This is a genomic window from Pseudonocardia sp. UM4_GMWB1 (assembly GCF_017312155.1).
Lineage (GTDB): Bacteria > Actinomycetota > Actinomycetes > Mycobacteriales > Pseudonocardiaceae > Pseudonocardia > Pseudonocardia alni.
Genome location: NZ_QJPN01000001.1, coordinates 3493313 through 3519507, shown reverse-complemented (window position 1 = coordinate 3519507; position 26195 = coordinate 3493313). Strand labels below are relative to the sequence as shown.

Here is a 26195-nt window from a genome sequence, read left to right as displayed (position 1 = left end):
CGCGGATCGTTGCACAGGTATATGCTTGCCGACAGGCAAACATATGGAGTGTGCATGAGCGGCCTCGACCCCGACGAGCTGGCGCGGCTGCGCACGGACCTGGCCCGGATCGCCCGGGGCCTGGACCGGGCCACCCGCGGCTCCGACCTCACCCGCAGCGCTGTGTCGGTACTCGGCACCGTCGCCGTCCGCGGCCCGATCGGGATGGGGGAGCTCGCCACCGTCGAGGGCGTCAACCCCACCATGCTGTCGCGCCTGGCGGGCAAGCTGGAGGTCGCCGGGCTGCTCGTCCGCGACACCGACCCCGACGACGGTCGCGCCGTGCGCGTCGCGGTCACCGAGGCCGGTGCTGCCGAGCACCGCCGACGCCGCGAGGAACGCACCCGGCTGCTCGCCGCACACGTCGACGCCCTGACCCCCGACCACGCCGCACGGCTGCGGGCCGCGCTGCCCGCGCTCGACGCGCTCGCCGGGGCCCTGCGGGACGCCCGGTGAGCGCCGGTCCGGACCAGGCGTCCCGCCGGGCGCTCGCCCGCACCTTCGCCGCGCTGTCCGGCCACAACTACCGGCTCTGGATCGGCGGCCAGTCGATCTCCCTGGTCGGTACCTGGATGCAGTCGGTCGCCCAGTCCTGGCTGGTGTACGAGCTGACCGGGTCCGCGGCGGTGCTCGGCACCGTCGTCGCCGTCCAGACCGTGCCCACCCTGCTCCTCGGCCCCTACGCCGGGGTGTGGGTGGACCGCCTCGACCGGCGACGGCTGATGGTCGGCCTGCAGACGATGATGGGCCTGCAGGCCGCCGCACTCGCCGTGCTCACCCTCACCGGTACCGTCGCGCTCTGGCACGTCTACGTGCTGGCCGCGGTGCTCGGGCTGAACAAGGCCGTCGAGAACCCGGCCCGGCAGACCTTCGTGCACGAGCTGGTCGGGCCCGAGGACCTGCGCAACGCCGTCACCCTCAACTCGGTCCTGGTCAACGCCGCGCGCGCCGTCGGACCGGCCGTGGCCGGGCTGGTCATCGTCGCGGGCGGGACCGGTATCTGCTTCGCGGTGAACGCGGTCAGCTTCGTCGCCGTCGTGACCTCGCTGCTGCGCCTGGACACCTCCGCGCTCATGCCCACCGCTCCGGCGCCCCGGGCGCCCGGGCAGCTGCGCGAGGGGCTCGCCCACGTGCGCGACAACCCCGAGCTACGGGTGCCCCTGGTGATGATGGCGTTGATCGGCTGCCTGGCCTACGAGTTCCCGGTGGTTCTGCCGGTCGTGGCCTCGCAGACCTTCGGCGGCGACGCGGCCACCTACGGCTGGCTCACCGGCGCGATGGGCGTCGGCGCGGTCGTCGGGGGGCTCGTCGTCGCCGGGCACGGGCGTACCGGGGTGCCGATGCTGGTGCGGACCGCGTTGCTGTTCGGCCTGGTCCTGGGCCTGGCCGCGGTCGCGCCGGCGCTGTGGGTCGCGCTGGCCGCGATGGGGCTGGTCGGGATGGCCAGCGTCGCGTTCATGGCCGGCGGCAACTCGACGCTGCAGCTGGCCTCGGCCCCGCACATGCGGGGCCGGGTGATGGCGCTGTGGTCGGTGGCCCTCCTCGGGTCCACCCCGATCGGCGGCCCGATCGCCGGCTGGGTCAGCGAGCAGTGGGGCGGTCGCGGCGGACTCGCCCTGGGTGCGGTGGCCTGCCTGATCGCGGCCGCGATCGGCCTGCCCACGGCGCGGCGCGTCGCCCGGGCGGAGGCGGCCGCGTGAGCGCGCCCGGCCGGCCGGCGGTGCCGGCGGCGGTGGCCGCCGGCGGGGTGGTGGGCGCCGAGGCGCGCTGGCTGCTCGGGCTCGTCGGCCCACCCACCCCGTGGACGACGCTGCTCATCAACGTCACCGGCTGCCTCCTGATGGGGGTGCTGATGGTGCTGGTCACCGAGCGGTTCCGGGCCCACCCGCTCGTCCGCCCGGCCCTGGGCGTCGGGGTGCTCGGCGGGTACACGACGTTCTCCACCTACGCCGTGGACGTCGCCGCGCCGGCGTTCGGCTCGCCGGGGTCGCTGGCGCTGATGGTCGGCACCCCGGTGCTCGCCGTCGCCGCGACGGCGCTCGGCGCGACCCTGGCCCGCGCGCTCGCCGGGGGAGGAGCCCGGTGACGGCGCTGCTCGTCGCGCTCGGTGCGGCCGTCGGGGCGCCGCTGCGCTACCTCGTCGACACGGCGATCAAGGCGCGGACGCCCTCGGCGTTCCCGTGGGGCACCTGGGTGGTCAACCTGGCCGGGTCGTTCGTGCTCGGCGGCGTGGTGGCGCTGACCCCGCTGTTCGGGCCGGGGTTCGCCGCGCTGCTCGGCACCGGGTTCTGCGGGGCGTTCACCACCTACAGCACCTTCGGCTGGGAGACGCTGTCGCTGCTCGAACGCGGCCGCACCGCGCTCGCCGTGGGCTACGCGGCGGCGAGCGCGGTCGTCGGCGTCGCGGCCGCACTGGCCGGGCACGCGCTGCTCACCGCCGCCGCCGGCTGAGCCGGGTCGGGTCCGGCCGGGTCAGCGGATCCGGCCGCCGGTGGCGATCCGCAGCAGGTCACGGGCGGTGCCGCGGGGCGAGGTGCCCTCCCTCCAGACGGCGCGGAACTCCCGGGTCAGGTCGAGACCGCGGACGTCGACGACGACCAGCGACCCGGCCGCGACGTCGGCGCCGACGACCGCCCGCCCCAGCACCGCGGGGCCCTCACCGGCGCGGACCGCCGCACGCAGGGCGGCGTCCGCGGCGTACTCGCGCCGCGGCGGCACGGGCTCCCCGGCACCGGCGGCGTCGAGCACGGCCTCCAGCGCGGGCCGGGCCCCGGCACCGGGCGGACGGGTGAGCAGCGGGGTACCGGCCAGCTGTGCGGCGTCGACGCCGTCGGACCCGGCCCACGGGTGCCCGGGGGCGACGACGAGCACCAGCGGGTCCGATCCCACCGTCGCCGCGTGCAGGTCCTCCAGCGGGCCGGGCGCGGACACCACACCGACCGCCGCGTCACCGGACCGGACCGCCGCCGCCGGATCCGGGCTGTCGCGCAGCACGACCCGCCCGCCCGGACCGTCGCGCAGCTCGACCAGCCAGGCCTGCAGCAGACACTCCGCGACCACCGGGTTCGCGGCCAGGACGACGGTGTCCTCCCCGGCCGGCTCGTCGCGCAGTGCCGCGACCGCGACGTCCAGATCGGATGCGGCTGCCAGCAGCGGGCCCGCCCACTCCACGAGCAGGACCCCGCGGGTGGTGAGCCTGCTGGACCGCCGCCCCCGGCGTGCACGTTCGAGCACCGGGCCCCCGACCTGCTGCTCGGCGGCCCGGATCCGCGCGGACGCGGCCTGCACCGTCAGCCCGAGCCCCTCGGCCGCGGCGGACATGCTCCCGGTGCAGGCGATGTCACGGAGCAGGGCGAGAGCGGTCAGGTCGGGGACGCGTGCGGGTGCGGTGGCCATCGGGACCAGCCTAGGTGGCGGGCGGGGTCACACCCCGAGCAGCCCGCGGAGGTAGGCCGCCTGACCGGCGTGCTGGAGGTCGTCGCCGACCACGCTGACCAGGCGTTCGCCGAGGGTCACGTTCTCCCCCCAGGTGGGCGGCAGGACGCGGGACAGGTCGTCGTCCGCGAGGCCCGCGAGGTGCCCGACGGTGCGCTCGTGTACCGCCGCGCCGTAGCCGGACAGCAGGTCCGCGGTCGTGCGCACGGCGTCGACCTGCGACGACGTGTGACCGAACCCGGTGTCGGCGACGTCGAGGTCCAGGCCGAAGCGCTGCGCCCAGCCCTCGCCGGTCCAGACCTGGTCGGACCCGAACGCCTCGGCGACGTGGTCGTCCTGCACCCGCAGCAGGTGCCACACCAGCCAGCCGATCGGGTTGCCGGGGCCGTCCGCACCCTCCGGGCGGCGGGCGAGGTCGGCCTCGGACAGGCCGTCCACCACCTCGCGCACGAGCTCGTCGATCCGGCCGACGTGGTCGGTCAGCAGTTCAGCGGTCGTCGTCATGGGACGGGCTTTCCCGTATGCGGGCCCCCGCATGCGGGTTACGGTGGTCGGTGGTGACCGAGAACGTGAGGACCCACAGCGCGCACTGGGGCGTGTTCCACGCCCGGTGGGACGGCAGCAGGCTGCGGGTCCGCCCGCACCCGGGCGACCCGGACCCGTCCCCGGTGCTGGACAACATCCCCGCGGCCGTCGGGCACGCCGCCCGGGTCGCCGCGCCCGCGGTGCGCCGCGGCTGGTGGGACCGCGGCCCGGGCCGTGACCCCGGTCGTGGGCGCGACGGCTACCGCACCGTGTCCTGGGACGCCGTGCTCGACCGGCTCGCCGAGGAGACCCACCGGGTCCGCTCCACCCACGGCGACGAGGCCGTCTACGGCGGCTCCTACGGCTGGGCGTCGGCCGGGCGCTTCCACCACGCCCAGGGCCAGCTGCACCGGTTCCTCGCGCTGACCGGGGGCTACACCCGCTCGGTCAACACCTACTCCGGCGGCGCCGCCGAGGTGGTGCTGCCGCACGTGCTGGGCACCTTCGACGCGGTGACCCGCTACGCGGTGACCTGGGACCAGGTCGCGGCGCAGACCGACACCGTCGTCGCGTTCGGCGGAATGGCGCTGAAGAACTCCGCGATCGCCGCGGGCGGGGTCAGCCGGCACGTCGAGCGCGGGGCCATGCGCGCCGCCCGCGACCGGGGCGCGGTGTTCGTGCTGGTCAGCCCGCTGCGTCCGGACCTGCCGGAGGAGGTGGACGCCACCTGGCTGCCGATCCGGCCCGGCACCGACGTCGCGCTGATGCTGGCGCTCATGCACACCGTCGTGGAGGCGGGGCGGGCCGACACCGACTTCCTCGCCTCGCACTGCGACGGCTGGGACCGGCTGCGCGAGTACCTGTTCGCCGCCCCGGCGAAGGACGCCTCGTGGGCCGAGGGCGTCACCGGCATCCCGGCGGCGACGATCCGCGAGCTGGCCTGGCGGATCGCACACGGCCGCACCCTGGTGACCGTCGCGCAGTCGCTGCAGCGCGCCGAGCACGGCGAGCAGCCGGTCTGGGGCGGGACGGCGCTCGCTGCGGTGCTCGGTCAGATCGGGCTGCCCGGCGGCGGCTTCAACTACGGCCTCGGGTCGCTCGGGCACTACGGGCGCCCGCGCAACTCGGTGCCGGTGCCCACGTTCTCCCGGGCGCCGAACCCGGTGACCTCGTTCATCCCGGTCGCGCGGGTCGCGGACATGCTGCTGCACCCGGGGGAGACCTACTCCTACCAGGGCGTCGGGCACACCTACCCGCACGTGCGGATGGCGTGGTGGGCCGGCGGCAACCCGTTCCACCACCACCAGGACCTGCGCCGGATGCGACGCGCGGTCGCCGAGCTGGACACGTTCGTCGTCCACGACCCGATGTGGACGGCCACCGCGCGGCACGCCGACGTCGTGCTGCCGTCCACGACGACCCTCGAACGCGACGACATCGGCGCCACCAGCTCCGACCCGCTCGTCGTCGCGATGAAGCAGCTGGTGCCCCGGCACGGCGAGGCCCGCGACGACTACGACGTGCTCGCCGCCCTGGCCGTGCGGCTCGGGCACGGCGAGGCCTTCACCGAGGGCCGGACGTCGCACGAGTGGCTGGTCCACATGTACGACCGCACCCGTAAGGGCCTGGCGGACCGCGGGCTCGACGCGCCGTCGTTCGAGGAGTTCTGGGAGCGCGGCGAGCTGGAGCTGCCCCAGCGCCCCGACGACGGCGGGGTGCTGGCCCGCTTCCGCGCCGACCCCGTCGCGCACCCGCTGCCGACGGCGTCCGGCCGCGTCCAGGTCGGGTCCGGCCCGATCGCCGCGCTCGGACTGCCCGACCACCCCGGTCACCCGGCGTGGATCGAGCCGACCGAGGTCCCCGACGACCGGCACCCGTTCTGGCTGGTCTCGAACCAGCCGGCGACCCGGCTGCACTCCCAGCTCGACTTCGGCGCCCACTCGGCCGGGTCGAAACGCTCCGGGCGCGAGGTCGTGCGCATCCACCCCGACGACGCCGCCCGGCTCGGCATCGGCGACGGCGACGTCGTCCGCCTCCACAACGACCGGGGCGCCTGTCTGGCCGCGGCGCGGGTCACCGACGACATCCGGCCCGGCGTGCTCCAGCTGCCGACCGGGGCGTGGTGGGACCCGCGTCCCGACCCGGACCGTCCCGAGCTCGGCGACGACGGCCTCTGCGTGCACGGCAACCCGAACGCCGTGACCCGCGACCGGGGTACGTCGGGCTTCGCGCAGGGGTGCAGCGGTCAGCTGTGCGCGGTCGCGGTGGAGCCGTACCGCCACGAGGCCTCGGAGGTCACCGCGCACACCCCGCCGGTCACGCCGGCTTCGCCGTGACCGGCTGGGCCAGGTCCCGCTCGATCTCCTCCAGGCTGCGGCCCTTCGTCTCGGGCAGCAGCCGGGTCGCGTAGATGTAGGCGGCCGCCGTCGTCATCGCGAAGAACAGGAAGTTCCAGCCCGCGCCGAACGCCTCGAGCAGCGACGGGAACAGCAGCGCGACGGTCATGTTGAACAGCCAGTTGAACGTCACACAGAACGCGACCGCGCCGGCGCGGACCCGCAGCGGGAACAGCTCCGGCAGCAGCACCCACTGCACCGGGCCCCAGGAGATCGAGAACGAGGCGATGTAGACGACGATCCCGGCCAGCGTCAGCCCGAGCAGCAGCGGTCCCTGCTCCAACCCGACCAGGTTGGTGACAGCCAGAACGATCATCGCCACGCACATGCCGACCGCGCCCCAGCGCAGCAGCGGGCGTCGCCCGGCGCGGTCGATCAACCACATCCCGGGCAGCGTCATCAGCATGTTCACCGCGCCGATGCCCACGTTGGCGCCGATCGCGCCGGTCGCCCCGAAGCCGACGTCGGTGAGCAGGGTCGGCGCGTAGTAGATGATCGTGTTGATGCCGACGAAGTTCTGGAAGAACACCAGCAGCATCCCGATGAGGGTCAGCCGCCGCAGCCGCGGGGAGAACAGCGTCCCGATCGCGACCTTCTCGGTGTTCTCCCGCTCGACGCGCACGCTCTCCCGGATCTCCGACAGCTCGGCCTCGGCCGCCTCCGGGGTACCGCGCAGCCGCTCCAGGACGACCCGCGCGTCCTCCTCGCCGCCGTCGGGCTTCTGCGCGACCAGCCAGCGGGGGCTCTCCGGCTGGGTGTAGATGCCGATGGCGAGGACGACCGCGGGGATCACGCCGAGCCCGATCATCCAGCGCCAGTCCCGGGACTCGGCGAAGGCGAAGTCGGTGACGTAGGCCAGGAAGATCCCGACGGTCACCAGCAGCTGCATCAGCGACGTCAGCCGCCCGCGGATGCGGGCCGGGGCCAGCTCGGACAGGTACATCGGCACGACCACCGACACGATGCCGACGCCGACGCCCATCACGAACCGGAACCCGACGAGCATCGCGACGTTCACCCCGAGGGCGGCGCCGAGCGTGCCGATGACGAACACGATCCCGCCGAGCAGGATCAGCAGCCGCCGGCCGAGGGTGTCGGCGAGCTTGCCGGAGACGCCCGCCCCGAGCATCGCGCCGACCAGCAGGCCGGACACCACGGTGCCCTGTTCCAGCGACGACAGCGGGATGTCGTCGGGGATGAACAGGATCGCCCCGGAGATGACGCCCGTGTCGTACCCCCACAGGATCCCGCCGAGTGCCCCGAAGAACCAGATCGCCCACTGCGACGGCCGCTTCGCCGTCTGCGCCCCCGAACTCATCGGCCGATCCTCCGGTGGCCCGTTACGGCCCGCAACACGAGACGTCAGGCGGCGTGTCGTGAGGCGTCGAGCCGGCGGCGGCCGCCGTCGGTGGCGGCGTCGATCTCCCGCACGCCCAGTGCCTTCGCCAGCCCCGACGGCGGCATGTCGCCGTAGATCGTCTCGAATTCCCCGGCCACGAAGGTCTCGTGCCAGATCCCGACGGCGCCGGGGTAGCGGCGGGCGCGGCGGTTGAATGCGGCCCAGGCCGGCCGGTGCGTCGCCGCGGTGTCGCTCGCGTAGGCGTAGAGGGACTCGCGATCGCGCCAGTACTGCACGAGGAACGGGCCGCCGGGGCCGATCCCCGGGCGGGTCCCGAGCAGCCCGTGGGCGGGGTCGCGCTCCAGCTCACGCAGCATCCCGGACATCGCGCTCACCACCGGCAGCCAGGCCCGGACCTTCCAGGGCCGGTTGAAGCGCATGCCGATGAGGAACACGACGACCGGCCCGTCGGTCGGCTCGTTGGTCGTGCGGGTGTACGGCGCCATCGGTCCACTCCCTCGTCACGGTGCTGTGTGGATACTGAGACTATCCGATGGCGGCGAGTGGCGCTATCCGTTCTGGTCGAGCCAGGCCCGGACCTCGGCGGAGTCGGCGCCCAGCGGCGGGGGAGAGCGGCGGTAGGACGGTGGGGTCACCGACCAGGTGACCGGGTTGCGGACGGTCGGGACGGCGGCGGCGTCGTCGGCCCGGACGACCGGGTCGAGGCCGAGCTCCTCGGCGAGGGCGACACCGCCGTCGACGGTGTTGATCGGGCCGCAGGGCACGCCGGCGGCGGTGATCGCGTCGTACCACTCCTGGGCGGTACGGGTGGCGAGGCGGGCGCGCAGCCGCTGCTCGATCTCCTCCCGGTGGCCGATCCGGTCGGACATGGTCGCGAAGCGCGGGTCCTCGGCCATGGCCGGGTCGCCGAGGACGGTCGCGAGCTTGCGGAACTGGCCGTCGTTGCCGGCGATGACGATGAGGTCACCGTCCGCGGTGGGCATCGGCTGGTACGGGAAGACGCTGGGATGGGCGTTGCCCATCCGGCGGCCGACCGCGCCGGCGGCGACGTAGGCCTCGGTCTGGTTGACCAGGGTGGACATCGCGACCGACAGCAGGTTGGTCTCCAGCAGCTGGCCCTGCCCGGTCCGCTCCCGGTGCCGCAGCGCCGCGCCGACCGCGAGTGCGGCGTGGAGGCCGGTGAGGACGTCGAACACCGCGACCCCCGCGCGGAACGGCGGCCCGTCGACGTCGCCGGTCAGGCTCATCAGCCCGGACACCGCCTGGACGAGCAGGTCGTAGCCGGCCAGGTGGGCGCCGCCGCGGGCGCCGAACCCGGTGATCGAGCAGTACACGACCCCGGGGTTGCCGGCCGAGACGCTGTCGTGGTCCAGCCCGAACCGCGCCGCGCCGCCCGGCCGGAAGTTCTCGACGACGACGTCGGCCCGCCGCGCCAGCTCGCGTGCCGCCGCGAGGTCGCCCGGGTCGGTCAGGTCGAGCACCACGGACCGCTTGTTCCGGTTGATCGACAGGTAGTAGGTGGAGATGTCGCCCTGCTCGGGGTCGCTGACCACCGGCGGCTTCCAGGTGCGGGTGTCGTCGCCGCCGGGACCCTCGACCTTGATCACCGTCGCGCCGAGGTCGGCCAGCATCATCGTGGCGTAGGGTCCGGCGAGGACGCGGGAGAAGTCGGCGACCAGCACGCCGTCCAGCGGTCCGCCGGTGGGGTCGTCGCCGAGCGGGGAATGATCCACGTCCCGGCACGCTAGCCGCGTCGCCGCACCGGCGACAGTCGCGACGCGGCTCACGGTGGGTCGGGTGCGAGGTAGGTGTGTCCGGTGGGGGTGGTGGTCGTGACCCCGGCGGGTCCACGGGCGACGCGCCAGCCGGGTTGTTCGCGGACGTGGTTGTGGAACTCACACACCCCCCGCCCGTTGTCCAGCTCGGTGCGGCCGCCGTCGGCGGTGCGGTGGATGTGGTCGAGGTGGCGGACGGGTGCGTCGCAGTAGGGCTCGGTGCACCGGTTCTCCGCACGGGCCCTCACCAGGGTGGCGAGCAGGCCGGTGAAGGTGCGTCGGCGGGAGTCGCCGCCGGTGACCAGACCGTGGTCGGTGAGCAGCCGGCGCAGCGCCTTCGTCCCGTCGGAGGTGGCGAGCAGATCGGCCGGGACGGGCCCGAGGCCGGGGATCTCCGCGGGGAGCGGGGAGGTGGGGTCGAGCAGGGCCTGGACCGGGACGGTGACCTGGACCTCGAGGTTCACCGCGGTGGCGGTGGTCTGTCCGGTGACGCGTTCGACGAGGGTGTCGGCGAGGACCTGTCCGCGGGTGCGGGTCAGCGGCGCGGGGTTGACCTGGACCTCGACGAAGGCTTTCCGGAGGGCGGCGAGGCAGGCGGCGCCCTGTTCGACCGGCACGTAGGCGGTCAGGTAGCTCATCGCGTCCGGCGCCGGCCGCAGCGTGACCCGGCGTTCGGCTCGGGCGGTGTGGACGCGGGCGCGGAACCGGTCGGGGGCGATCTCGGCGACCAGCCGGCGGGTCATCGCGCGGAGCCGTCCGATGCCCAGGCGGGTCAGGTCGTGCAGGGCGAGACGGGCATCGACCTGCCTGCGCCGGCGCGCATCGAGGTCACGGCATTCGACTGCGATCGCGGAGACCTTCGCGGCGCTGAGCTGCCCGGCTATGTGCAGGTCCCGGACACGACCGAACCCGGCGTACAGGTCCCGGGCGTTCGCCACCCGGGTGCGGGCCTCGGCCGTGGAGACGCGGCAGGCGAGCTGGACCTGCGCGACCACACTGCGATGGAGCTCGTCGGCGTCGGCGCGGTCGTCGGTGAGCCTGTTCTCGACGTGTGCCTGGGCGAACGCCCGGATGCGCGTCGCCTGGAGCGCGGCGAGGGACGACTGCAGGGACTCGATCTGCCGGATCTGGTCGATCAGGTCGGCCTCGGAGAGCACGGAGACGTCGTCGTCGACGACCTGGTCGATCAGGAGCCGCAGCAGCGCGAGCTCACCGGACGCGAACCCGCGCCCGTCCACGCCGGGGGCGTGGACGGGAGGCTCGTGGGTCACGGTCACGCCACCGAGTATAATCGAACACATGTTCGATACAAGTTCAGTCGCCGCAGGTGGAGGGCCGTTCGCCGTCCCCGGTATCCCGGACCTCAGCTTCGGGCGGCGTCGCGGGCCACCGCGTCGGCCAGCCGCGCTGCCACGGCGGAGGCACCGATCGGCTCGGCCTGGGCGTTCACGACCGTCACGTCATCGCGCCCCGAGGTGTAGTGGCGCCCCGTCCAGCGCACCCCACGCGGTGTCCGCAGCTCCCGGACGTTGCCGGTGCCGTAGGTGTCGACGAGGCGCTTCAATCCCATCGCGTCGGCCGTTCCGGGTATCTCGACCGCGGCGACGGCCACCACCACCCGCGCGCCACCCTCCCGCACCTCGAACGACGCCCGGCCGACCCCGACACACGGGGTCCCGACGAAGAAGTCGCGCACGCGACCGTAGGACACGGACCCGCAGTCGGTCCGGACGTCGCCGCCGAGGCGGTGCACCTCCCGCCCCGCGCGGGACAGCCGTCGTGCCGTCCCGTCCTGGCTGCGGTTCTTCGCCCGGACGCTCCGCGAGGCCGATGCGCCGGACCCCGAGGAGCCTGCCGCAGCCGACGAACCCGACCCGGCGACCCCGCCGGCGGCGCCGCCGCCCAGGCCTCCGCCGGACACGGCGAGCCAAAGGGCCAGCAGCAACGCCCCGACGCCCGTGCTCGCCTTCACGAACCGCCCGTCCGGGCCGCGCTCCTTGTGCCGTGCCAACCGTCCCCCACCCGTGAGTCCACGCGGAGTCGTCGCCGGGGGACGGGGTGTTACCTACTCCACGTCCCCGTCGACGTAGAACCACCGCCCGTCCTCCCGGACGAACCGGCTGCGCTCGGCCAGCACCCCGTCCGTCCGATGGGCCCGGAACTCGACGGTCCCGTCGGTGGAGAACATCGTCCCGCCCGAGCGCGCCACGATCTCCAGCCCCGTCCACACCGACCCCGGCTCCAGCCGCAGCCGTCGCGGCCGCGTCGACGGGTGCCACGACGCCAGCAGGTACGCACGGTCGCCCCGCACGAAGGCGGTGTAGCGGCTGCGCATCAGCGCCTCCGCCGTGGCGGCGGGGCGCCCGGCGAGCACGGGGGCGCAGCAGGTGTCCTCGGGGCGGCCGGTACCGCAGGGGCAGAGCACGGTCGTCGAGCATGCCCCATCCGGCATGTGAGGTGCCCGACCGACCCGAAGGGACAGTTGACCACCTCTACGGACGTGTGGTCGTCTCATCCGTCGCCGAGCCGTGTACCGCAGGAGGAATGCCGACGTGACGGACTTCTACGACGTCCTGCACTCCCGCCGCGACGTACGCACCGGCTTCCGGCCCGACCCGGTCGACGACGAGGTCCTCACCCGCGTCCTGCAGGCCGCGCACGCAGCCCCGAGCGTCGGGTTCTCCCAGCCCTGGGACTTCGTCCTGGTCCGCGACGCGGGCGTCCGCGAGCGCGTGCACGCCCTCGTCTCCGCCCAGCGCGACCGCTACGCCGCGTCGCTGCCCGCCGCCCGCGCCGAGGCGCTGCGCGCGATCCGGGTGGAGGCGATCCGCGAGACCCCGCTGAACGTCGTCGTGACCGCCGACGCCACCCGTGGCGGCCGGCACACCCTCGGCCGCCACGAACGCCCCGAGATGGGTCCGTACTCCGCCGCCCTCGCGGTGCAGAACCTGTGGCTGGCCGCCCGCGCCGAGGGCCTCGGGGTCGGCTGGGTGTCGTTCTTCGGCGACGACGGCCTCACCGAGCTCGGCGCGCTGCTCGGGCTGCCCGCGCACGTCGAGGTCGTCGCCTACCTGTGCGTCGGCCATGTCGACGCCTTCCCCGACCGGCCCGAGCTGGAGCAGCACGGCTGGGCCCGGCGGCGCCCGCTGGACTGGGCGGTGCACCAGGACACCTGGGGCGCCCGCGGGCTGCCCGGCGCCGCGCCCACCGCCCTGCTGGAGTCCACCGTGGACGCCGTCGCACCGGTCGACGGGGTCGCCCGGGCCGCGGCCCTCGACCGGCTCGACCGGATGACCAAGCCGCGTGGCGCGCTCGGCCGGGTGGAGGACGTGGCCGTCGCGCTCGCCGGGATCGCCGGGGCCGAGGTGCCGCCGGTGCCGTCCCCGGCCGCGGTCGCGATCTTCGCCGGCGACCACGGCGTGCACGCCCAGGGCGTCACCCCGTGGCCGCAGGAGGTCACCGCACAGATGGTCGCGAACTTCACCGCGGGCGGTGCGGTGGTGAACGCGTTCGCCCGCCAGCTCGGGGCGGAGGTCCTCGTCGTCGACGTCGGGGTGGCCGCCGGGCTCGACCCGGTGCCCGGCCTGCTGCCCCGCAAGGTCGCCCGCGGCACCGCCGACATGACCACCGGCCCGGCCATGACCCGCGAGCAGGCCCGCGCCGCGCTCGAGCACGGCATCGAGGTCGCCCGCGACCTGGTCGCCGCCGGGAACCGCTGCCTGCTCACCGGGGACATGGGCATCGCCAACACCACCGCCGCGGCCGCGCTGGTGTGCGCGTTCACCGGCGCCGACCCGGCCGTCGCTACCGGGCGCGGCACCGGCGTCGACGACGAGACCCTGGCCCGCAAGGCCGACGTCGTGCGCCGCGCCCTGGAGCTGCACCGGCCCGACCCGGCCGACCCGCTCGGGGTGCTCACCGCCGTCGGCGGGCTGGAGCACGCGGGGCTGGCCGGGTTCGTCCTGGGCGCCGCCGCGCTGCGCGTCCCGGTGGTGCTCGACGGCGTCATCGCCGGCTCCGCCGCCCTGGTCGCCGCCGCGTTCGCGCCGGACGTCGTCGGCTACTGCCTGGGCGGGCACCGCTCCGCCGAGCCGGGCGGCGCGCTCGCCCTGGACCACCTCGGCCTCGCGCCGCTGCTGGAGCTCGACATGCGCCTCGGCGAGGGCACCGGCGCGCTGCTCGCGCTGCCGGTGCTGCAGGGCGCGGCGCGGGCGATGGCCGACGTCGCCACCTTCGACGCCGCCGGGGTCACGGACAAGACCGGTGGGTGACCCGCTCACCGTCGTCGGGATCGGCGCCGACGGCTGGGCCGGGCTGCCGGAGACCCACCGCGACGCGCTCCGCGACGCCGAGGTGCTGCTCGGCGGGCCCCGCCAGCTCGACCTGCTGCCCGCCGACGTGGCGGGGGACCGGCGGGCGTGGCCGTCGCCGCTGGTCCCGGCGTTGCCGGGGATCCTCGACTCCCTCGCCGACCGGCGCGTCGCGGTGCTCGCCTCCGGCGACCCGATGTTCTTCGGGATCGGCGCCACGCTGGCCCGCGTCGCCGGGCCGGACCGGCTGCGGGTGCTGACCCACCCGTCGTCGGTGGCGCTGGCCTGCGCCCGGCTGGGCTGGGGCTCGGAGCACGTGGCGGTGCTGAGCGTCGTGGGCCGCCCGCTCGACGCGCTGCGCCGGGCGCTGGCCCCGGGCGCCCGGCTGGTCGTGCTCTCGGCCGGAGCCGGGTCACCCACCGAGATCGCCGGGCTGCTCGCCGGCGCCGGATGGGGCGACTCGCGGATGACGGTGCTGGAGCGGCTCGGCGCGCCCGACGAGCGCCGGGTGTCCGCCACCGCCGCGGCCTGGCGGGGCGACGCGGACGCGCTGAACGTCGTCGCGCTCGAGTGCGTCCCTGACGCCGGGCTCGTCCCGCCGGGGGAGGCACCCGGCCTGCCCGACGACACCTACGACCACGACGGTCAGCTCACCAAGCGCGAGGTCCGCGCCGTCACCCTCGCCCACCTCGCGCCCCGCGCGGGGGAGCTGCTGTGGGACATCGGCGCCGGGTCCGGGTCGATCGGCATCGAGTGGATGCGCGCGCACCCGCGGTGCCGCGCGATCGCCGTCGAGACCCGCCCCGAGCGCGCCGACCGGGTCGCCGCCAATGCCGCGGCGCTCGGTGTCCCCGGACTGCGGGTGGTGACCGGTCCCGCGCCGGACGTACTGGCCGGGCTGGAACGGCCCGACGTCGTGTTCGTCGGCGGCGGGCTGACCCGCGAGGGCGTCCTCGACGCCTGCCTGGCCGCGCTGGGCCCGGGCGGTCGCCTGGTCGCCAACGCGGTCACCGTCCAGACCGAGGCGGCCCTGGCCGCCGCCCACGCCGCACACGGCGGGGACCTCGTACGGGTGCAGGTCGCCCGCGCCGTCCCCGTCGGCGGCTTCCACGGATGGCGCCCCGCCATGCCCGTGACCCTGTGGAGCTGGAGGAACGTTCTGTGAGGACCGAGCTGTGACGGTGCACTTCATCGGGGCCGGACCCGGTGCGGTCGACCTGCTGACGCTGCGGGCCCGCGACCTCATCGCGGCCGCGCCGGTCTGCCTCTACGCGGGCAGCCTGGTGCCGCCGGAGATGCTGGAGATCTGCCCGCCCGGCGCCCGCACCGTCGACACCGCGCTGATGACCCTCGACGAGATTCTCGACGAGATGGTGCGCGCGCACCGGCACGGGCTCGACGTCGCCCGCCTCGCCTCGGGGGACCCGTCGGTGTTCTCGGCGATGGCCGAGCAGATGCGCCGCCTGGAGACCGAGGGCGTGCCCTACGACGTGTGCCCCGGAGTCCCCGCCTACGCGGCGGCGGCCGCGGCGCTGGGCCGCGAGCTCACCGTCCCCACGGTCGCCCAGACCGTCACTCTCACCCGGATCGCCGCGCGCGCGACACCGATGCCGGAGAACGAGGGACTCGACAAGCTGGGCGCCGCCGGCGGCACCGTGGTGCTGCACCTGGCCGTGCACCGGATCGCCGAGGTCGTCGACGCCCTGGCCCCCTCCTACGGCGGCGACTGCCCGGCCGCGGTGGTGGCACACGCGTCGCGTGCGCACGAGATCGTGCTGCGCGGGACCCTGGAGCAGATGCCCAAGGCCGTCGACGAGGCCGGGATCCAGCGCACCGCCGTGATCATCGTCGGGGAGGCGCTGGCGGCCCGGCACTTCCCGGACTCGCACCTCTACAGCTCGGACCGCTGCCGGAGCTGAGGCCCGACCGTCCGTCCCCCGCTCGCCGCGCGCAGCCGGGATCTCGGCGCGCAAAGATCATCCGACGCGTCTGCGCATGGCCCACTTGATACGCCCGATCGGTGGATCGGATCCGTGTAGGAAGGGGAGAGCCGTGCACATCCGGAGTGTCGTCACCGCGATCGCGGTCGCGGCCGGCATCGCGCTGGCGGGCGTCGTCGCCGCCCCCACGGCGGGCGCCGCACCCGCCCCGCCGAGCGGGTGCCCACAGATCGAGACGATCGCCGTACGCGGCAGCACCGAGGCCCAGGGCGGCGGCAGCATCGCCGGTCCGCTGGCGTCGTCGATCCGGTCACGGTCGACGCAGACCGTCCGGACCCATGACCTGGTCTACCCGGCGACGCTGAGCAACTACGCGAGCAGCGTGCGCCAGGGGGTGTCCGCGCTGCGCAGCCGGCTGTCGTCGACGTCGTCGCAGTGCCCGTCCACCCGCTTCGTGCTGATCGGGTACTCGCAGGGTGCCCAGGTCGTCGGGGACACCCTGGCCGGCGGTGGCGTCCCCGGAGCCGACCGCATCCCGGCGGTGGTGCTGTTCGGCGACCCGACGTTCAACGGCCGTGAGAGCTACAACACCGGCAGCTACTCCGCGGCCCGCAACGGCGTGTTCCCGCGCTCCCGCGGCGCGCTGTCGGCCTACGCCTCGTCGATCCGCTCCTACTGCAACGCCACCGACAACTTCTGCCAGCGCGGGGCGAGCGGCGGCGGCCACTACCGCTACGCGAGCGACCGGACCGCCGCCACCACGTTCGCCCTGGGGCGGATCGGGGGCTGAACCCGGCTCAGTAGTCCTCGTGCCAGGCCCGGCCGTCGCGCTCGATCAGCGCGGTGGCCGAGGCCGGGCCGTGACTGCCCGCGGAGTAGGGGCGGGGCCGCTGGTCGGTGGCCTCCCAGGTCCGCAGGATCGGCTCGGCCCAGCGCCACGCGGCCTCGATCTCGTCGCGGCGCATGAACAGCGTCGGGTTGCCGCGCAGCACGTCCATGAGCAGCCGCTCGTAGGCGTCGGGCAGCCGGTCGCCGAAGGTGCGGGCGAAGCTCAGGTCCAGCGGCGCCGGGATCGGGCGGATCCCGCCGGGGCCGGGCTGCTTGGCCGTCATGTGCAGGCGGACGCCCTCGTCGGGCTGCAGCCGCAGGACGAGCCGGTTGGCCGGGATCTCCTCACCGAACGCCGGGAAGATCGAGTGCGGGACCGGCTTGAACTGCACCACGATCTCCGACGCGTGCGTCGCCAGTCGCTTGCCGGTGCGCAGGTAGAACGGCACCCCGGCCCAGCGCCAGTTGGCGACCTCGGCGCGCAGCGCCACGAAGGTCTCGGTCGAGGACCGCTCCCGCTCCCGCGGGGTCCCGGCGCGCGACTCGGCCAGCTCGGTGGCGTAGCCGGGCACGGCGGTGCCGTCGACGAGACCCTCGGCGTACTGCCCGCGCACGGTGTCGCGCACGACGTCCGGGCCGTCGAGCGGCCGCAGCGACTGCAGGACCTTGAGCTTCTCGTCGCGCACGCCCTCGCCGTCGATCTTGGCCGGCGGCTCCATCGCGACCAGGCACAGCAGCTGCAGCAGGTGGTTCTGCACCATGTCGCGCAGCGCGCCGGAGCCGTCGTAGTAGTCGGCGCGGTTCCCGACGCCGATCGACTCGGCGACGGTGATCTGCACGTGGTCGATCTGCGAGGCGTTCCACAGCGGCTCGAACAGGGAGTTGCCGAAGCGCAGGACCAGCAGGTTCTGCACCGTCTCCTTCCCGAGGTAGTGGTCGATCCGGTAGATCTGCTCCTCGGCGAAGACCGAGCCGACCTCGTCGTTGATCGCCTGCGCCGAGGCCAGGTCGGTGCCCAGCGGCTTCTCCAGCACGACGCGGGTGCGGTCGTCGACGATGCCGGCGGCCGCGCTGCCGACGCAGATCCGCCCGAACAGCTGCGGGGCGGAGGCGAGGTAGAGCACCCGGGTGCGCCTCGGGGAGGGTGCCCCGATCAGCTCCGACAGCAGCGACCAGTCGTCGTCGGCGACGTCGAGGGTCACGTGGTGCAGCCGGCCCAGGAAGCGGTGGTGCTGCGCGTCGTCGGCGCAGGCGTCGGGGCCTGCCCAGCGCGGCGCGGTGCGCCGCAGCTCGGAGTCGACCTTGTCGCGGTAGCCGGGGTCGTCGAGCCCTGATCGGGACACGGCGACGATGCGGGTGTCGTCGGCGAGCTGGCCGTCGCGGTCGCGGAGGTAGAGCGCCGGCAGCAGCTTGCGCATCGCGAGATCGCCGGTGCCGCCGAACACGACGACGTCGGCGGGGTCCATGACGGGAAGGGGGTGCGGCACGAGCCGTCTCCTCGGTAAGCGAACGGGTGCGGGTCGAGCGGTGCCAGGGCCCGCGTGACGGGCACTTCCGTACTGTACCGATTCCGTTCCGCTCACGAAAGGCGGAAGGGACCCCGGTCAGGTCAGCCGGCCCGCCCCGTCCGACGGCGTGCCCGGGAACACGACCGGTTCGGCCCAGCCGCGCTGCGCGAAGGCCTCCCGCACCGAGGCGGTGACCGCGGCCGCCCCGTCGGCCTCGACCAGTGCGATCACGCAGCCGCCGAAGCCGCCGCCGGTCATCCGCGCGCCGGTCGCGCCGCCGTCGCGGGCCGCCTCGGCGGCCACGTCGACTTGCGGGACGGTGATCTCGAAGTCGTCGCGCATCGAGGTGTGCGAGGCGTCGAGCAGCGGCCCGATCGCCCGCGGGTCCGCGCCGCCCGACAGCAGCCGCACGGTCTCGACGACCCGGGCGTTCTCGGTCACGATGTGCCGGGCCCGGCGCCGGATCCGCTCGTCGGCGATCCGGGGCAGGTCGTCCGGGCCCGCGTCCCGCAGGGCCGGGACGCCGAGGGCGGCGGCCGCGGCCTCGCAGTCGGCGCGCCGGGCGCCGTACTCGCCCGAGGCGTGCGCGTGCGGCGCCCGGGTGTCGATGACCAGCAGCTCCAGGTCGTGCGCCGGCAGGTCGAAGGGGACCAGCTCGACGGTGTCGCCGCGGGTGTCGAGGAACACCAGCCGGCCGGCGCGCCCGTGCATCGAGGCCATCTGGTCCATGCCGCCCGTGGGGGCGCCGACGAACTCGTTCTCCGCGCGCCGCGCGATCCGGGCCAGCGTGGTCGGGTCGACGTCGGCCCCGGCGAGCCCGGCGAGCGCGACGCCGACCGCGCACTCCACCGCCGCCGACGACGACAGCCCGGCCCCGACCGGCACGTCGGAGTCCAGCTCCAGCTCCACCTCGCCCACCGGGTAGCCGGCCTCGCGGAACGCCCAGCAGGTCCCGGCCACGTAGGCCGCCCAGCCGGGCACCTCGCCGGGCACCACGGAGGCCGCGGAGAACTCCACCGGGGCGCCCGGCTCCTGCACCGACCGGACCCGGCTGCGGCCCCCGGCCGCGGGCGCCGCGGCGACGACGGCCCGGTGCGGCAGCGCGAAGGGCAGCACGAAGCCGTCGTTGTAGTCGGTGTGCTCGCCGATCAGGTTGACCCGCCCGGGGGCGAACCAGACCCCGGTCGGGGCCGCCCCGTGACGGGTGGCGAAGGCGTCGGCGACGGTGGACATGGCAGCTCCGGACGTACTGGTGCGTGGTCGGTGGCATGGTCGGGACGGATCCCGCGGCAGGTGGCGGCCGGGGGCGCGGGCACGGTAGCCGACCCCTGCGCCGGGTGGCCGGGGCGCCGGGGCACGATGACGGCCGTGCCCGACGCCCCCGACCGCCTCGACACCGCCCTGACCGACCCGGTGGCCTCCGCCCTGCGCGGGCGGCTGGCCGGCTTCGGCGCGACCCGCGGTGCCGCGGCGCGCTTCGACCCGGAGGTGTCGCCCTTCGCGGCGCTCCCGCTCGACGCCGACGGGCACGGCAGCGCCGGGGACTGGGCCGACCTCGCGGCGCTCTGCGCGCCGGGCAGCGAGGTCGTGGTGGTGCGCGCCGCCGCCGGGCCGCCGCGGATCCCGGCGGGCTGGGAGCTGCTGCGCGCGTTCCCCGGGGTGCAGATGGACGGCGGCGCGGTGCCGGGCGCGGCCGCGGACGACCTCGTCGAGCTGGGACCGTCGGACCGGGCGGAGATGGCGGAGCTGACCGGTCGTACCCGGCCCGGGCCCTGGCTGGCGCGCACCGCCGAGCTGGGCCGCTACCTCGGCGTCCGCCACGACGGCCGGCTGGTCGCGATGGCGGGGGAGCGGATGCGGATCGGCGGCGAGGGCGCCGCCGGGGCGACCGAGATCAGCGCTGTCTGCACCGCCCCGGAGTTCCGGGGCCGGGGGCTGGCCCGCCGCCTGGTCGACGCGGTCGCCGCCGGGATCGTCGCCCGCGGCGAGCGCCCGGTGCTGCACGCGGCCGCGGACAACCGCGGCGCGATCCGGCTCTACGAGGCGATGGGGTTCACGCTGTCGCGCACGATGCGGTTCGACCTGCTCCGCGCGCCGCACCGCTGAGCGGCTCAGGCCGACAGGGCGGCGTCGACGGAGCCGGGGGAGAGCACCTCGTCGAGCACCAGGATCGCGCAGCCCATCACGCCCGACCGCCCGCTGAGCAGGCCCGGCTCGATGCGCAGGTTCTGGGTGGCCGCGGCCATCGAGCGCCGGTAGATCGCCTCCCGTACGCCCGCGACGAGTGGGTCGAACGCCCCGACCAGGTCTCCGCCGATCGCGACCAGCGCGGGGTTGGCCAGGTTCACCGCGGCGGCGAGGACCTCGCCGAGACGGCGCCCGGCGATGCGCACCAGCCGTACCGCGTCCGGGTCGCCCTGTTTGACCAGGGCGACGACGTCGGCGATCGCGGTGACCGGTTGCCCGCACTCGGCGAGGTCGCGCACCAGGGCGCGGCCCGAGGCCAGCACCTCCAGGCAGTCGATGTTGCCGCAGCCGCAGCCGATGCCCGGCCCGTCGTGCACCGGGGTGTGCCCGATCTCGCCGGCCGCGCCCCAGGCGCCGCGCTGCAGCACCCCGCCGCAGACGAGCCCGGCTCCGACCCCGGAGCCGATCTTGACCATCAGCAGGTCGTCGACGTCGGGGTGGGCGTCGTGCTCGGCCAGGGCCATGACGTTCACGTCGTTGTCGACCAGCACCGGGGCGGGGAAGCGGGCGGTGAGCAGCGGCGGCAGCGCGATCCGCTCCCAGCCGGGCAGCGCGGGGACACCCACCGACCAGCCGCGCGCGCCGTCGACGGTGCCGGGGATCGACAACCCGATGCCGCGGATCGTGGCGTCGTCGACCCCGGCGGTGAGCAGCAGCTTCTCCAGCCGGATGACCGCCTCGGAGAGCAGGTGCTCCGGCCCGGCGGAGGCGGGGATGTCCACGACCTCCTCGGCGAGCACGGCGCCGGACAGATCGCACACGGCGGCCTTGGACCGGCTGACGCCGACCGACAGCGCCAGCACGGTGCCGCCCGCGGCGTTGAACTCCAGGCGCGCGGCGGGCCGTCCGCCGGTCGCGGCGGCGCCGACCACCTCGGTGACCAGGCCGTCGGCGAGCAGCCGGTCGACGCGCGCGGCGACCGCGGTCCGGGACAGGCCGGTCTCGCGACCGATCTCGGTCCGGGTCCCGGCCACGCCGTCCCGGACCAGCCGGAAGATCTCGCCCGCCGTGGCGGGCGCGCTGGTCGGGGTGCGTCCTCGCATTCGTCCAGTGAACCACAGGGCTTCGACCTGGTGAAACGCTGATCGGGTCTCACTAACGTCTTGTGAGTACATAAGTCAGTCGGTAGAGTGCTTATCGAACGGTTCGCCACGCACCCCACCACCTGGAGATCGACGTACCGTGACCGCTTCCGTGCCGCTGCACCCCGTCGTCGACGCCGTCACCCGACGGGTGACCGCCCGCTCGGCCACCACCCGCGCCGCCTACCTCGAGCGCCTCCGCGCGGCCGCCGCCGCGGGGCCCGCCGCCGGCCCCGGCCGCGCCGACCTCGGTTGCGCGAACCTCGCCCACGCGGTCGCCGCGTGCGGGCCGGACAAGCTGACCCTCACCGCGTCGCCCGCCCGCAACATCGGCATCGTCACCGCCTACAACGACATGCTCTCGGCCCACCAGCCGTTCGAGACCTACCCCGGGCGGATCAAGGCCGCGGCCCGTGCCGCGGGCGGGGTCGCCCAGGTCGCCGGCGGGGTCCCCGCCATGTGCGACGGCATCACCCAGGGCCGCGCCGGCATGGAGCTGTCGCTGTTCTCCCGCGATGTCATCGCCCTGTCCACCGCCGTCGCGCTGAGCCACGACATGTTCGACGCCGCGGTGCTGCTCGGGGTCTGCGACAAGATCGTCCCCGGGCTGGTGATGGGCGCGCTGTCGTTCGGGCACCTGCCGGTGCTGCTCGCACCCGCCGGTCCGATGACCTCGGGCCTGCCGAACAAGGAGAAGGCCCGCGTCCGGCAGGCGTTCGCCGCGGGCGAGGCCGACCGCGCCGAGCTGCTCGAGGCGGAGTCGGCCAGCTACCACGGCCCGGGGACATGCACCTTCTTCGGCACCGCGAACTCCAACCAGCTGCTGATGGAGGTCATGGGCCTGCACCTGCCGGGGTCGTCGTTCGTCAACCCCGGCACCGCGCTGCGCGACGCCCTGACCGACGAGGTCGCCCGCCGCGCGCTCGACGCCGCGGGTGACCCGGACAAGGCGATGGGTGCGGTCGTCGACGAGAAGGCCGTGGTCAACGGGATCGTCGCGCTGCTGGCCACCGGCGGCTCCACCAACCACACGATGCACCTGGTCGCGATGGCCGCCGCCGCGGGCGTGCAGATCACCTGGGACGACTTCTCGGACCTGTCCACCGTCGTGCCGCTGCTGGCCCGGATCTACCCCAACGGCACGGCGGACGTGAACCACTTCCACGCCGCCGGCGGGATGCAGTTACTCATCCGCGAGCTGCTCGACCACGGCCTGGCCCACGACGACGTCCGCACTGTCGACGGTCCCGGCCTGTCCCGCTACACCCGCGAGCCCTTCCTCGACGGGGACACCCTCGTGTGGCGTGAGGGCACCACGGAGAGCCTGGACAAGTCGGTGCTGCGTTCGGTCGCCGACCCGTTCTCCCCGGACGGCGGGCTGCGCGTGCTGCACGGCAACCTGGGCCGCTCGGTGGTCAAGACCTCCGCCGTCGAGCCCGACCACCGCGTCGTCGAGGCACCGGCCGTGGTCTTCGACGACCAGGACGACCTGCTGGCCGCGTTCGCCGCGGGCGAGCTCGACGGGCGTGACCTGGTCGCCGTCGTCCGGTACCAGGGACCGCGCGCCAACGGTATGCCCGAGCTGCACAAGCTGACACCCGCGCTGGGGCTGCTGCAGGACCGCGGGCACCAGGTCGCGATCGTCACCGACGGCCGCATGTCCGGCGCCTCGGGCAAGGTTCCCGCCGCGCTGCACGTCACCCCGGAGGCCGCGCAGGGCGGACCGCTGCGGAACGTGCGCGACGGCGACCTGGTACGCCTGGACACCCTGAACGGCACCCTGTCCCTGCTGGTCGACGCCGACGAGTTCGACGCCCGCGAGCCCGCCCGGCCCGCCGGCCCGTCCGGCCCGACGACGGGCACCGGACGCGAGCTGTTCGCCGCGTTCCGCGCCGCGGTCGGGCCCGCCGACTCCGGTGCGACCGTCGTCCTGCCCCACTGAGGGGCCGTCCCGTCCGAGAGGAACCATGAGCGAGAAGCTGCTGGAACTGGCCCCCGTCGTCCCCGTCGTCGTGCTGCACGACGCCGCGACGGCCGTCCCGCTCGCCCGTGCCCTGGTGGACGGCGGGCTGCCGGTCATCGAGGTGACCCTGCGGACCCCGGCCGCGCTGGAGGCCGTCCGCCGGATCGCGGCCGAGGTGCCCGACGCGGTCGTCGGCACCGGGACCGTGCGCACCCCCGACGACGTGCGCCGGTCGGTCGAGGCGGGTGCCCGCTTCCTCGTCAGCCCGGGCGCGACGCCCCGGCTGCTCGACGCGATGGAGGACTCCGGGCTGGACTTCCTCCCCGGCACCGCGACGATCTCGGAGATGATGGCCGTCGCCGAGCGCGGGCACACCGCCTGCAAGTTCTTCCCGGCCGAGGCCGCGGGCGGGCGCCCGTTCCTGAAGTCGGTCGCCGGGCCGCTGCCGGACCTCCGGTTCTGCCCGACCGGGGGGATCACCGTCGACTCGGCACCGGGCTACCTGGCCCTGCCCAACGTCTCCTGCGTCGGGGGCTCCTGGCTCACCCCGGCCGACGCCGTCGCCGCGGGGGAGTTCGACCGGATCCGCGGCCTCGCCGCGGCCGCCGCCGCGCTGGGCTGACGGCGCGGGCCCACGAGCACGGTCCTGGCCGCCGCCACGGCCAGCAGGAGATAGACCAGGATCAGCGCCCACCCGGCGATGTCGCTCATCGCGTCATCGTGCGCCCGCGGCGACACCGACGGGCCGGGTCCTGACGCGATCCTGATGCCCGGGGACGGCACGAGGGGGCCGCCCCCGGGCATCCGGTGCGGGAGGTGGCGAGCGCCTCGAACGGGCTGACGCGGGGGCCCGGGACCGTTAAGGTCTCGTGCGGTGTGCCGGGAAGTCTGGTCGGCGAGCGCTGTCCCCTGCCCTCCCGACCTTCCCGGAGCCCCGTGAACACCACCCCCGCCTCCCGTCGCCTGTTCTCCCGCGGCTCGTGGGCGCAGGCCCGTCGCGTCGCCGACGTGCTGCGCACCGAGACCGTCGGGGGCGTCCTGCTCGTCATCGCGGCCGCGGTCGCGCTGCTGTTCGCCAACTCGCCCTGGCGCGACGCCTACACCGCGCTCGCCGGGTTCACCGTCGGGCCCGCCGCGCTGCATCTGGACCTGTCGCTCGCGACCTGGGCCGCCGACGGTCTGCTCGCGATCTTCTTCTTCGTCGTCGGGCTGGAGCTCAAACGCGAGTTCCTGGCCGGGGACCTGCGCGACCCGCGCACGGCGTTGCTGCCGGTGGCGGCGGCCGTCGGGGGCATGGCGGTGCCCGCGCTGATCTATGTCGCGATCAACCTCGCGAACCCCGACGCGCTGGTCGGCTGGGCGATCCCGACAGCCACCGACATCGCGTTCGCGCTCGCGGTGCTCGCCGTCATCGGGACGCACCTGCCCACCGCGCTGCGGACCTTCCTGCTGACCCTCGCCGTCGTCGACGACCTGCTGGCCATCACGATCATCGCGGTCTTCTACACCGACCAGCTGTCGGTGCCCGCGCTGCTCGGTGCCCTCGTACCGCTCGCGCTGTTCACCCTCGCGGTGCAGCGCGGGATCCGTTCCTGGTGGGTGCTGCTGCCGCTCGCCGCGGTCACCTGGGTGTTGGTCCACGAGTCGGGGGTGCACGCCACCGTCGCCGGGGTCCTGCTCGGGTTCGCGGTGCCGGTCCTGGGGCGTCGCCGGGTGCACGGGGTGTCGCTGTCGGAGCACTTCGAGCACCGCTGGCGCCCGTTGTCGGCCGGGTTCGCGGTACCGGTGTTCGCGTTCTTCGCCGCCGGGGTCACCGTCGTCGGTGGCGAGGGCGGGGGGATCGGCGGCGCCCTGCTCGACACCGTCACCCTCGGCATCGTCGCCGGCCTGGTGCTCGGCAAGACTGTCGGTGTGCTCGGCGCGACCTGGCTCGTGCAGCGGTTCACCCGGGCCCGGCTGTCCGACGACCTGTCCTGGTGGGACCTGCTCGGCCTCGCCCAGCTCGCCGGGATCGGGTTCACCGTGTCCCTGCTGGTCGGCGAGCTGGCCTTCGGGACCGGAACCCCGCAGGACGACCACGTCAAGATCGGTGTGCTGGCCGGTTCACTGCTCGCGGCCCTGCTCGCCACCGTGGTGTTGCGCGCCCGCAACGCCCACTACCGGCGGATCGAGCAGATCGAGACGCGTGACGCCGACGGTGACGGGGTGCCGGACGTCTACCAGGAGGGCGACCCCCACCGGGACGGGTGAGCGCCGGGTCAGCGGTGGTCGGCGCGGGCCGCGGCGTGCCGCACCGCGGCCGGTGACAGGCCACGACGCCCGCGGTCCCAGTCACCGGTGTCCGGGCGCACGCACGGCAGGGCGTGCACGAAGCTGCGGGCCGGTCCGCCGTCGGCCGCGGTGCCGCCGTGGGTGCACATCCGCAGCGGCTCGCGGGTCGGGTCGATCGGGTTGAGGCAGCGCTCGCACAGCGCGTCCCGGATCACGCGGCCCACCGCCCGGCCGGGACGACGGTGCCCGCGGGGACGCACGCCGCGACATGCACGACGGCCTCGCGCCAGGTCACCTCGCCGGCCGCGTCGGCCGACTCGATGTGGGACAACCGGTAGACGCGTTCGGTCGCGGCGTCGACGGGGGCGTAGCAGCGCTCGCAGAGCTGGATCATCGGGCTCGACCTCGCGGCTCTCTCTCGGGATCGGACGCCCAGGATCTACCCACGGGCCATCGTCCGGACACCGGAACGTGACCGGCACCGCTGTGTGGTCCGCCCCACCTGACCTGCGGTGT

26 protein-coding genes are annotated in these 26195 nt (G+C 75.0%); 13 read left to right on the top strand and 13 right to left on the bottom strand.

Annotation, left to right across the window (positions count from 1 at the left end; all coding sequences use genetic code 11):
* The first annotated feature begins 54 nt into the window (after positions 1–54).
* The 4 genes from DMP15_RS16740 to crcB are packed head-to-tail and all read left to right on the top strand — an operon-like array spanning position 55 to position 2490.
* Entirely contained in the window at positions 55–495 is a 441-nt protein-coding gene (locus DMP15_RS16740; protein ID WP_073574983.1) for a MarR family winged helix-turn-helix transcriptional regulator, read from the top strand.
* Positions 492–1739 (top strand): MFS transporter, encoded by a 1248-nt coding sequence (locus DMP15_RS16735; protein ID WP_073574982.1) that lies wholly within the window; start codon positions 492–494, stop codon positions 1737–1739. The genes DMP15_RS16740 and DMP15_RS16735 overlap by 4 nt, the downstream gene beginning before the upstream one ends.
* Positions 1736–2125, top strand: coding sequence for a fluoride efflux transporter FluC (locus DMP15_RS16730; RefSeq protein WP_337826135.1), 390 nt, complete (start codon positions 1736–1738; stop codon positions 2123–2125). Before DMP15_RS16735 ends, DMP15_RS16730 begins: the two co-directional genes overlap by 4 nt.
* On the top strand, positions 2122–2490 hold the full coding sequence (gene crcB / locus DMP15_RS16725; protein ID WP_073574980.1) for a fluoride efflux transporter CrcB: 369 nt from the start codon (positions 2122–2124) through the stop codon (positions 2488–2490). Before DMP15_RS16730 ends, crcB begins: the two co-directional genes overlap by 4 nt.
* Positions 2491–2511: 21 nt before the next feature.
* On the opposite strand, the gene DMP15_RS16720 is transcribed toward crcB, so the two are convergent.
* Together DMP15_RS16720 and DMP15_RS16715 are read right to left on the bottom strand one after the other, a co-directional pair.
* A complete protein-coding gene (locus tag DMP15_RS16720; protein WP_179759929.1) occupies positions 2512–3435 on the bottom strand; it encodes a LysR family transcriptional regulator in 924 nt (307 codons plus the stop codon).
* A gap of 27 nt (positions 3436–3462) precedes the next feature.
* Positions 3463–3978 carry a mycothiol transferase gene (locus tag DMP15_RS16715; RefSeq protein WP_073574978.1) on the bottom strand — a complete coding sequence of 172 codons (516 nt, stop codon included), beginning with the start codon at positions 3976–3978 and terminating at the stop codon, positions 3463–3465.
* 53 nt (positions 3979–4031) lie between these two features.
* Between DMP15_RS16715 and DMP15_RS16710 the strand changes: the two genes are divergently transcribed.
* Positions 4032–6335 (top strand): molybdopterin-dependent oxidoreductase, encoded by a 2304-nt coding sequence (locus DMP15_RS16710; protein WP_337826134.1) that lies wholly within the window; start codon positions 4032–4034, stop codon positions 6333–6335.
* Here the strand turns inward: DMP15_RS16710 and DMP15_RS16705 are convergent.
* From DMP15_RS16705 to DMP15_RS16680, 6 genes are all read right to left on the bottom strand, one after another.
* Positions 6316–7713: a sugar porter family MFS transporter gene (locus tag DMP15_RS16705; protein WP_337826133.1), complete on the bottom strand. Its 1398-nt coding sequence runs from the start codon at positions 7711–7713 to the stop codon at positions 6316–6318. The two genes, DMP15_RS16710 and DMP15_RS16705, sit on opposite strands and share 20 nt — an antisense overlap.
* Before the next feature lie 44 nt (positions 7714–7757).
* Positions 7758–8240 carry a DUF4188 domain-containing protein gene (locus DMP15_RS16700; RefSeq protein ID WP_073574975.1) on the bottom strand — a complete coding sequence of 161 codons (483 nt, stop codon included), beginning with the start codon at positions 8238–8240 and terminating at the stop codon, positions 7758–7760.
* A 63-nt stretch (positions 8241–8303) separates the two neighbouring features.
* On the bottom strand, positions 8304–9488 hold the full coding sequence (locus DMP15_RS16695) for a CaiB/BaiF CoA transferase family protein (protein ID WP_073574974.1): 1185 nt from the start codon (positions 9486–9488) through the stop codon (positions 8304–8306).
* 50 nt (positions 9489–9538) lie between these two features.
* Positions 9539–10807, bottom strand: a complete 1269-nt coding sequence (locus DMP15_RS16690) for a DUF222 domain-containing protein (protein ID WP_073574973.1) — start codon at positions 10805–10807, stop codon at positions 9539–9541.
* A gap of 86 nt (positions 10808–10893) precedes the next feature.
* Positions 10894–11541, bottom strand: coding sequence for a hypothetical protein (locus DMP15_RS16685; RefSeq protein ID WP_073574972.1), 648 nt, complete (start codon positions 11539–11541; stop codon positions 10894–10896).
* 54 nt (positions 11542–11595) lie between these two features.
* Positions 11596–11982: a YchJ family protein gene (locus tag DMP15_RS16680; RefSeq protein WP_073574971.1), complete on the bottom strand. Its 387-nt coding sequence runs from the start codon at positions 11980–11982 to the stop codon at positions 11596–11598.
* A gap of 100 nt (positions 11983–12082) precedes the next feature.
* Between DMP15_RS16680 and cobT the strand changes: the two genes are divergently transcribed.
* The 4 genes from cobT (at position 12083) to DMP15_RS16660 (ending at position 16570) form a co-directional block, all read left to right on the top strand.
* Entirely contained in the window at positions 12083–13801 is a 1719-nt protein-coding gene (gene cobT / locus DMP15_RS16675) for a nicotinate-nucleotide--dimethylbenzimidazole phosphoribosyltransferase (RefSeq protein ID WP_217266872.1), read from the top strand.
* Complete coding sequence (cbiE, locus tag DMP15_RS16670; RefSeq protein ID WP_073574969.1) at positions 13794–15005, top strand: precorrin-6y C5,15-methyltransferase (decarboxylating) subunit CbiE; 1212 nt, start codon at positions 13794–13796, stop codon at positions 15003–15005. Before cobT ends, cbiE begins: the two co-directional genes overlap by 8 nt.
* Before the next feature lie 10 nt (positions 15006–15015).
* Positions 15016–15759, top strand: a complete 744-nt coding sequence (cobM, locus tag DMP15_RS16665; RefSeq protein WP_073574968.1) for a precorrin-4 C(11)-methyltransferase — start codon at positions 15016–15018, stop codon at positions 15757–15759.
* Positions 15760–15892: 133 nt separating this feature from the next.
* On the top strand, positions 15893–16570 hold the full coding sequence (locus tag DMP15_RS16660; RefSeq protein WP_073574967.1) for a cutinase family protein: 678 nt from the start codon (positions 15893–15895) through the stop codon (positions 16568–16570).
* A gap of 7 nt (positions 16571–16577) precedes the next feature.
* Here the strand turns inward: DMP15_RS16660 and zwf are convergent, their stop codons facing one another.
* Complete coding sequence (gene zwf, locus DMP15_RS16655) at positions 16578–18095, bottom strand: glucose-6-phosphate dehydrogenase (RefSeq protein ID WP_217266871.1); 1518 nt, start codon at positions 18093–18095, stop codon at positions 16578–16580.
* Positions 18096–18212: 117 nt separating this feature from the next.
* On the bottom strand, positions 18213–19349 hold the full coding sequence (galK, locus tag DMP15_RS16650; protein ID WP_337826132.1) for a galactokinase: 1137 nt from the start codon (positions 19347–19349) through the stop codon (positions 18213–18215).
* A gap of 135 nt (positions 19350–19484) precedes the next feature.
* On the opposite strand from galK, the gene DMP15_RS16645 reads away from it, so the two are divergent.
* The gene (locus DMP15_RS16645; RefSeq protein ID WP_304580079.1) at positions 19485–20222 is read left to right on the top strand and encodes a GNAT family N-acetyltransferase; all 738 of its coding nucleotides are present in this window, start codon (positions 19485–19487) and stop codon (positions 20220–20222) included.
* A 5-nt stretch (positions 20223–20227) separates the two neighbouring features.
* Here DMP15_RS16645 and DMP15_RS16640 read toward each other — a convergent pair whose 3' ends face one another.
* Positions 20228–21406 carry an ROK family transcriptional regulator gene (locus tag DMP15_RS16640; protein ID WP_073574963.1) on the bottom strand — a complete coding sequence of 393 codons (1179 nt, stop codon included), beginning with the start codon at positions 21404–21406 and terminating at the stop codon, positions 20228–20230.
* Between the two features lie 139 nt (positions 21407–21545).
* Between DMP15_RS16640 and edd the strand changes: the two genes are divergently transcribed.
* The 3 genes from edd to nhaA all read left to right on the top strand — a co-directional run bounded on the left by edd (position 21546) and on the right by nhaA (position 25658).
* The gene (gene edd, locus DMP15_RS16635) at positions 21546–23387 is read left to right on the top strand and encodes a phosphogluconate dehydratase (RefSeq protein ID WP_337826131.1); all 1842 of its coding nucleotides are present in this window, start codon (positions 21546–21548) and stop codon (positions 23385–23387) included.
* 25 nt (positions 23388–23412) lie between these two features.
* The gene (eda, locus tag DMP15_RS16630; protein WP_073574961.1) at positions 23413–24030 is read left to right on the top strand and encodes a bifunctional 4-hydroxy-2-oxoglutarate aldolase/2-dehydro-3-deoxy-phosphogluconate aldolase; all 618 of its coding nucleotides are present in this window, start codon (positions 23413–23415) and stop codon (positions 24028–24030) included.
* Between the two features lie 314 nt (positions 24031–24344).
* Positions 24345–25658, top strand: coding sequence for a Na+/H+ antiporter NhaA (gene nhaA, locus DMP15_RS16625; RefSeq protein WP_073574960.1), 1314 nt, complete (start codon positions 24345–24347; stop codon positions 25656–25658).
* Positions 25659–25666: 8 nt separating this feature from the next.
* On the opposite strand, the gene DMP15_RS16620 is transcribed toward nhaA, so the two are convergent.
* Complete coding sequence (locus DMP15_RS16620; RefSeq protein WP_139282747.1) at positions 25667–25894, bottom strand: hypothetical protein; 228 nt, start codon at positions 25892–25894, stop codon at positions 25667–25669.
* Entirely contained in the window at positions 25891–26073 is a 183-nt protein-coding gene (locus DMP15_RS16615; RefSeq protein WP_062394822.1) for a hypothetical protein, read from the bottom strand. The genes DMP15_RS16620 and DMP15_RS16615 overlap by 4 nt, the downstream gene beginning before the upstream one ends.
* Positions 26074–26195 lie beyond the last annotated feature (122 nt).

Bases quoted from the DNA above. Each gene is read 5' to 3' on its own strand.
- DMP15_RS16615 (WP_062394822.1), bottom strand. From the start codon at position 26,073: ATGATCCAGCTCTGCGAGCGCTGCTACGCCCCCGTCGACGCCGCGACC.
- DMP15_RS16715 (WP_073574978.1), bottom strand. From the start codon at position 3,978: ATGACGACGACCGCTGAACTGCTGACCGACCACGTCGGCCGGATCGAC.
- DMP15_RS16700 (WP_073574975.1), bottom strand. From the start codon at position 8,240: ATGGCGCCGTACACCCGCACGACCAACGAGCCGACCGACGGGCCGGTC.
- DMP15_RS16740 (WP_073574983.1), top strand. From the start codon at position 55: ATGAGCGGCCTCGACCCCGACGAGCTGGCGCGGCTGCGCACGGACCTG.
- galK (WP_337826132.1), bottom strand. From the start codon at position 19,349: ATGTCCACCGTCGCCGACGCCTTCGCCACCCGTCACGGGGCGGCCCCG.
- DMP15_RS16720 (WP_179759929.1), bottom strand. From the start codon at position 3,435: ATGGCCACCGCACCCGCACGCGTCCCCGACCTGACCGCTCTCGCCCTG.
- DMP15_RS16705 (WP_337826133.1), bottom strand. From the start codon at position 7,713: ATGAGTTCGGGGGCGCAGACGGCGAAGCGGCCGTCGCAGTGGGCGATC.
- DMP15_RS16640 (WP_073574963.1), bottom strand. From the start codon at position 21,406: ATGCGAGGACGCACCCCGACCAGCGCGCCCGCCACGGCGGGCGAGATC.
- DMP15_RS16680 (WP_073574971.1), bottom strand. From the start codon at position 11,982: ATGCCGGATGGGGCATGCTCGACGACCGTGCTCTGCCCCTGCGGTACC.
- eda (WP_073574961.1), top strand. From the start codon at position 23,413: ATGAGCGAGAAGCTGCTGGAACTGGCCCCCGTCGTCCCCGTCGTCGTG.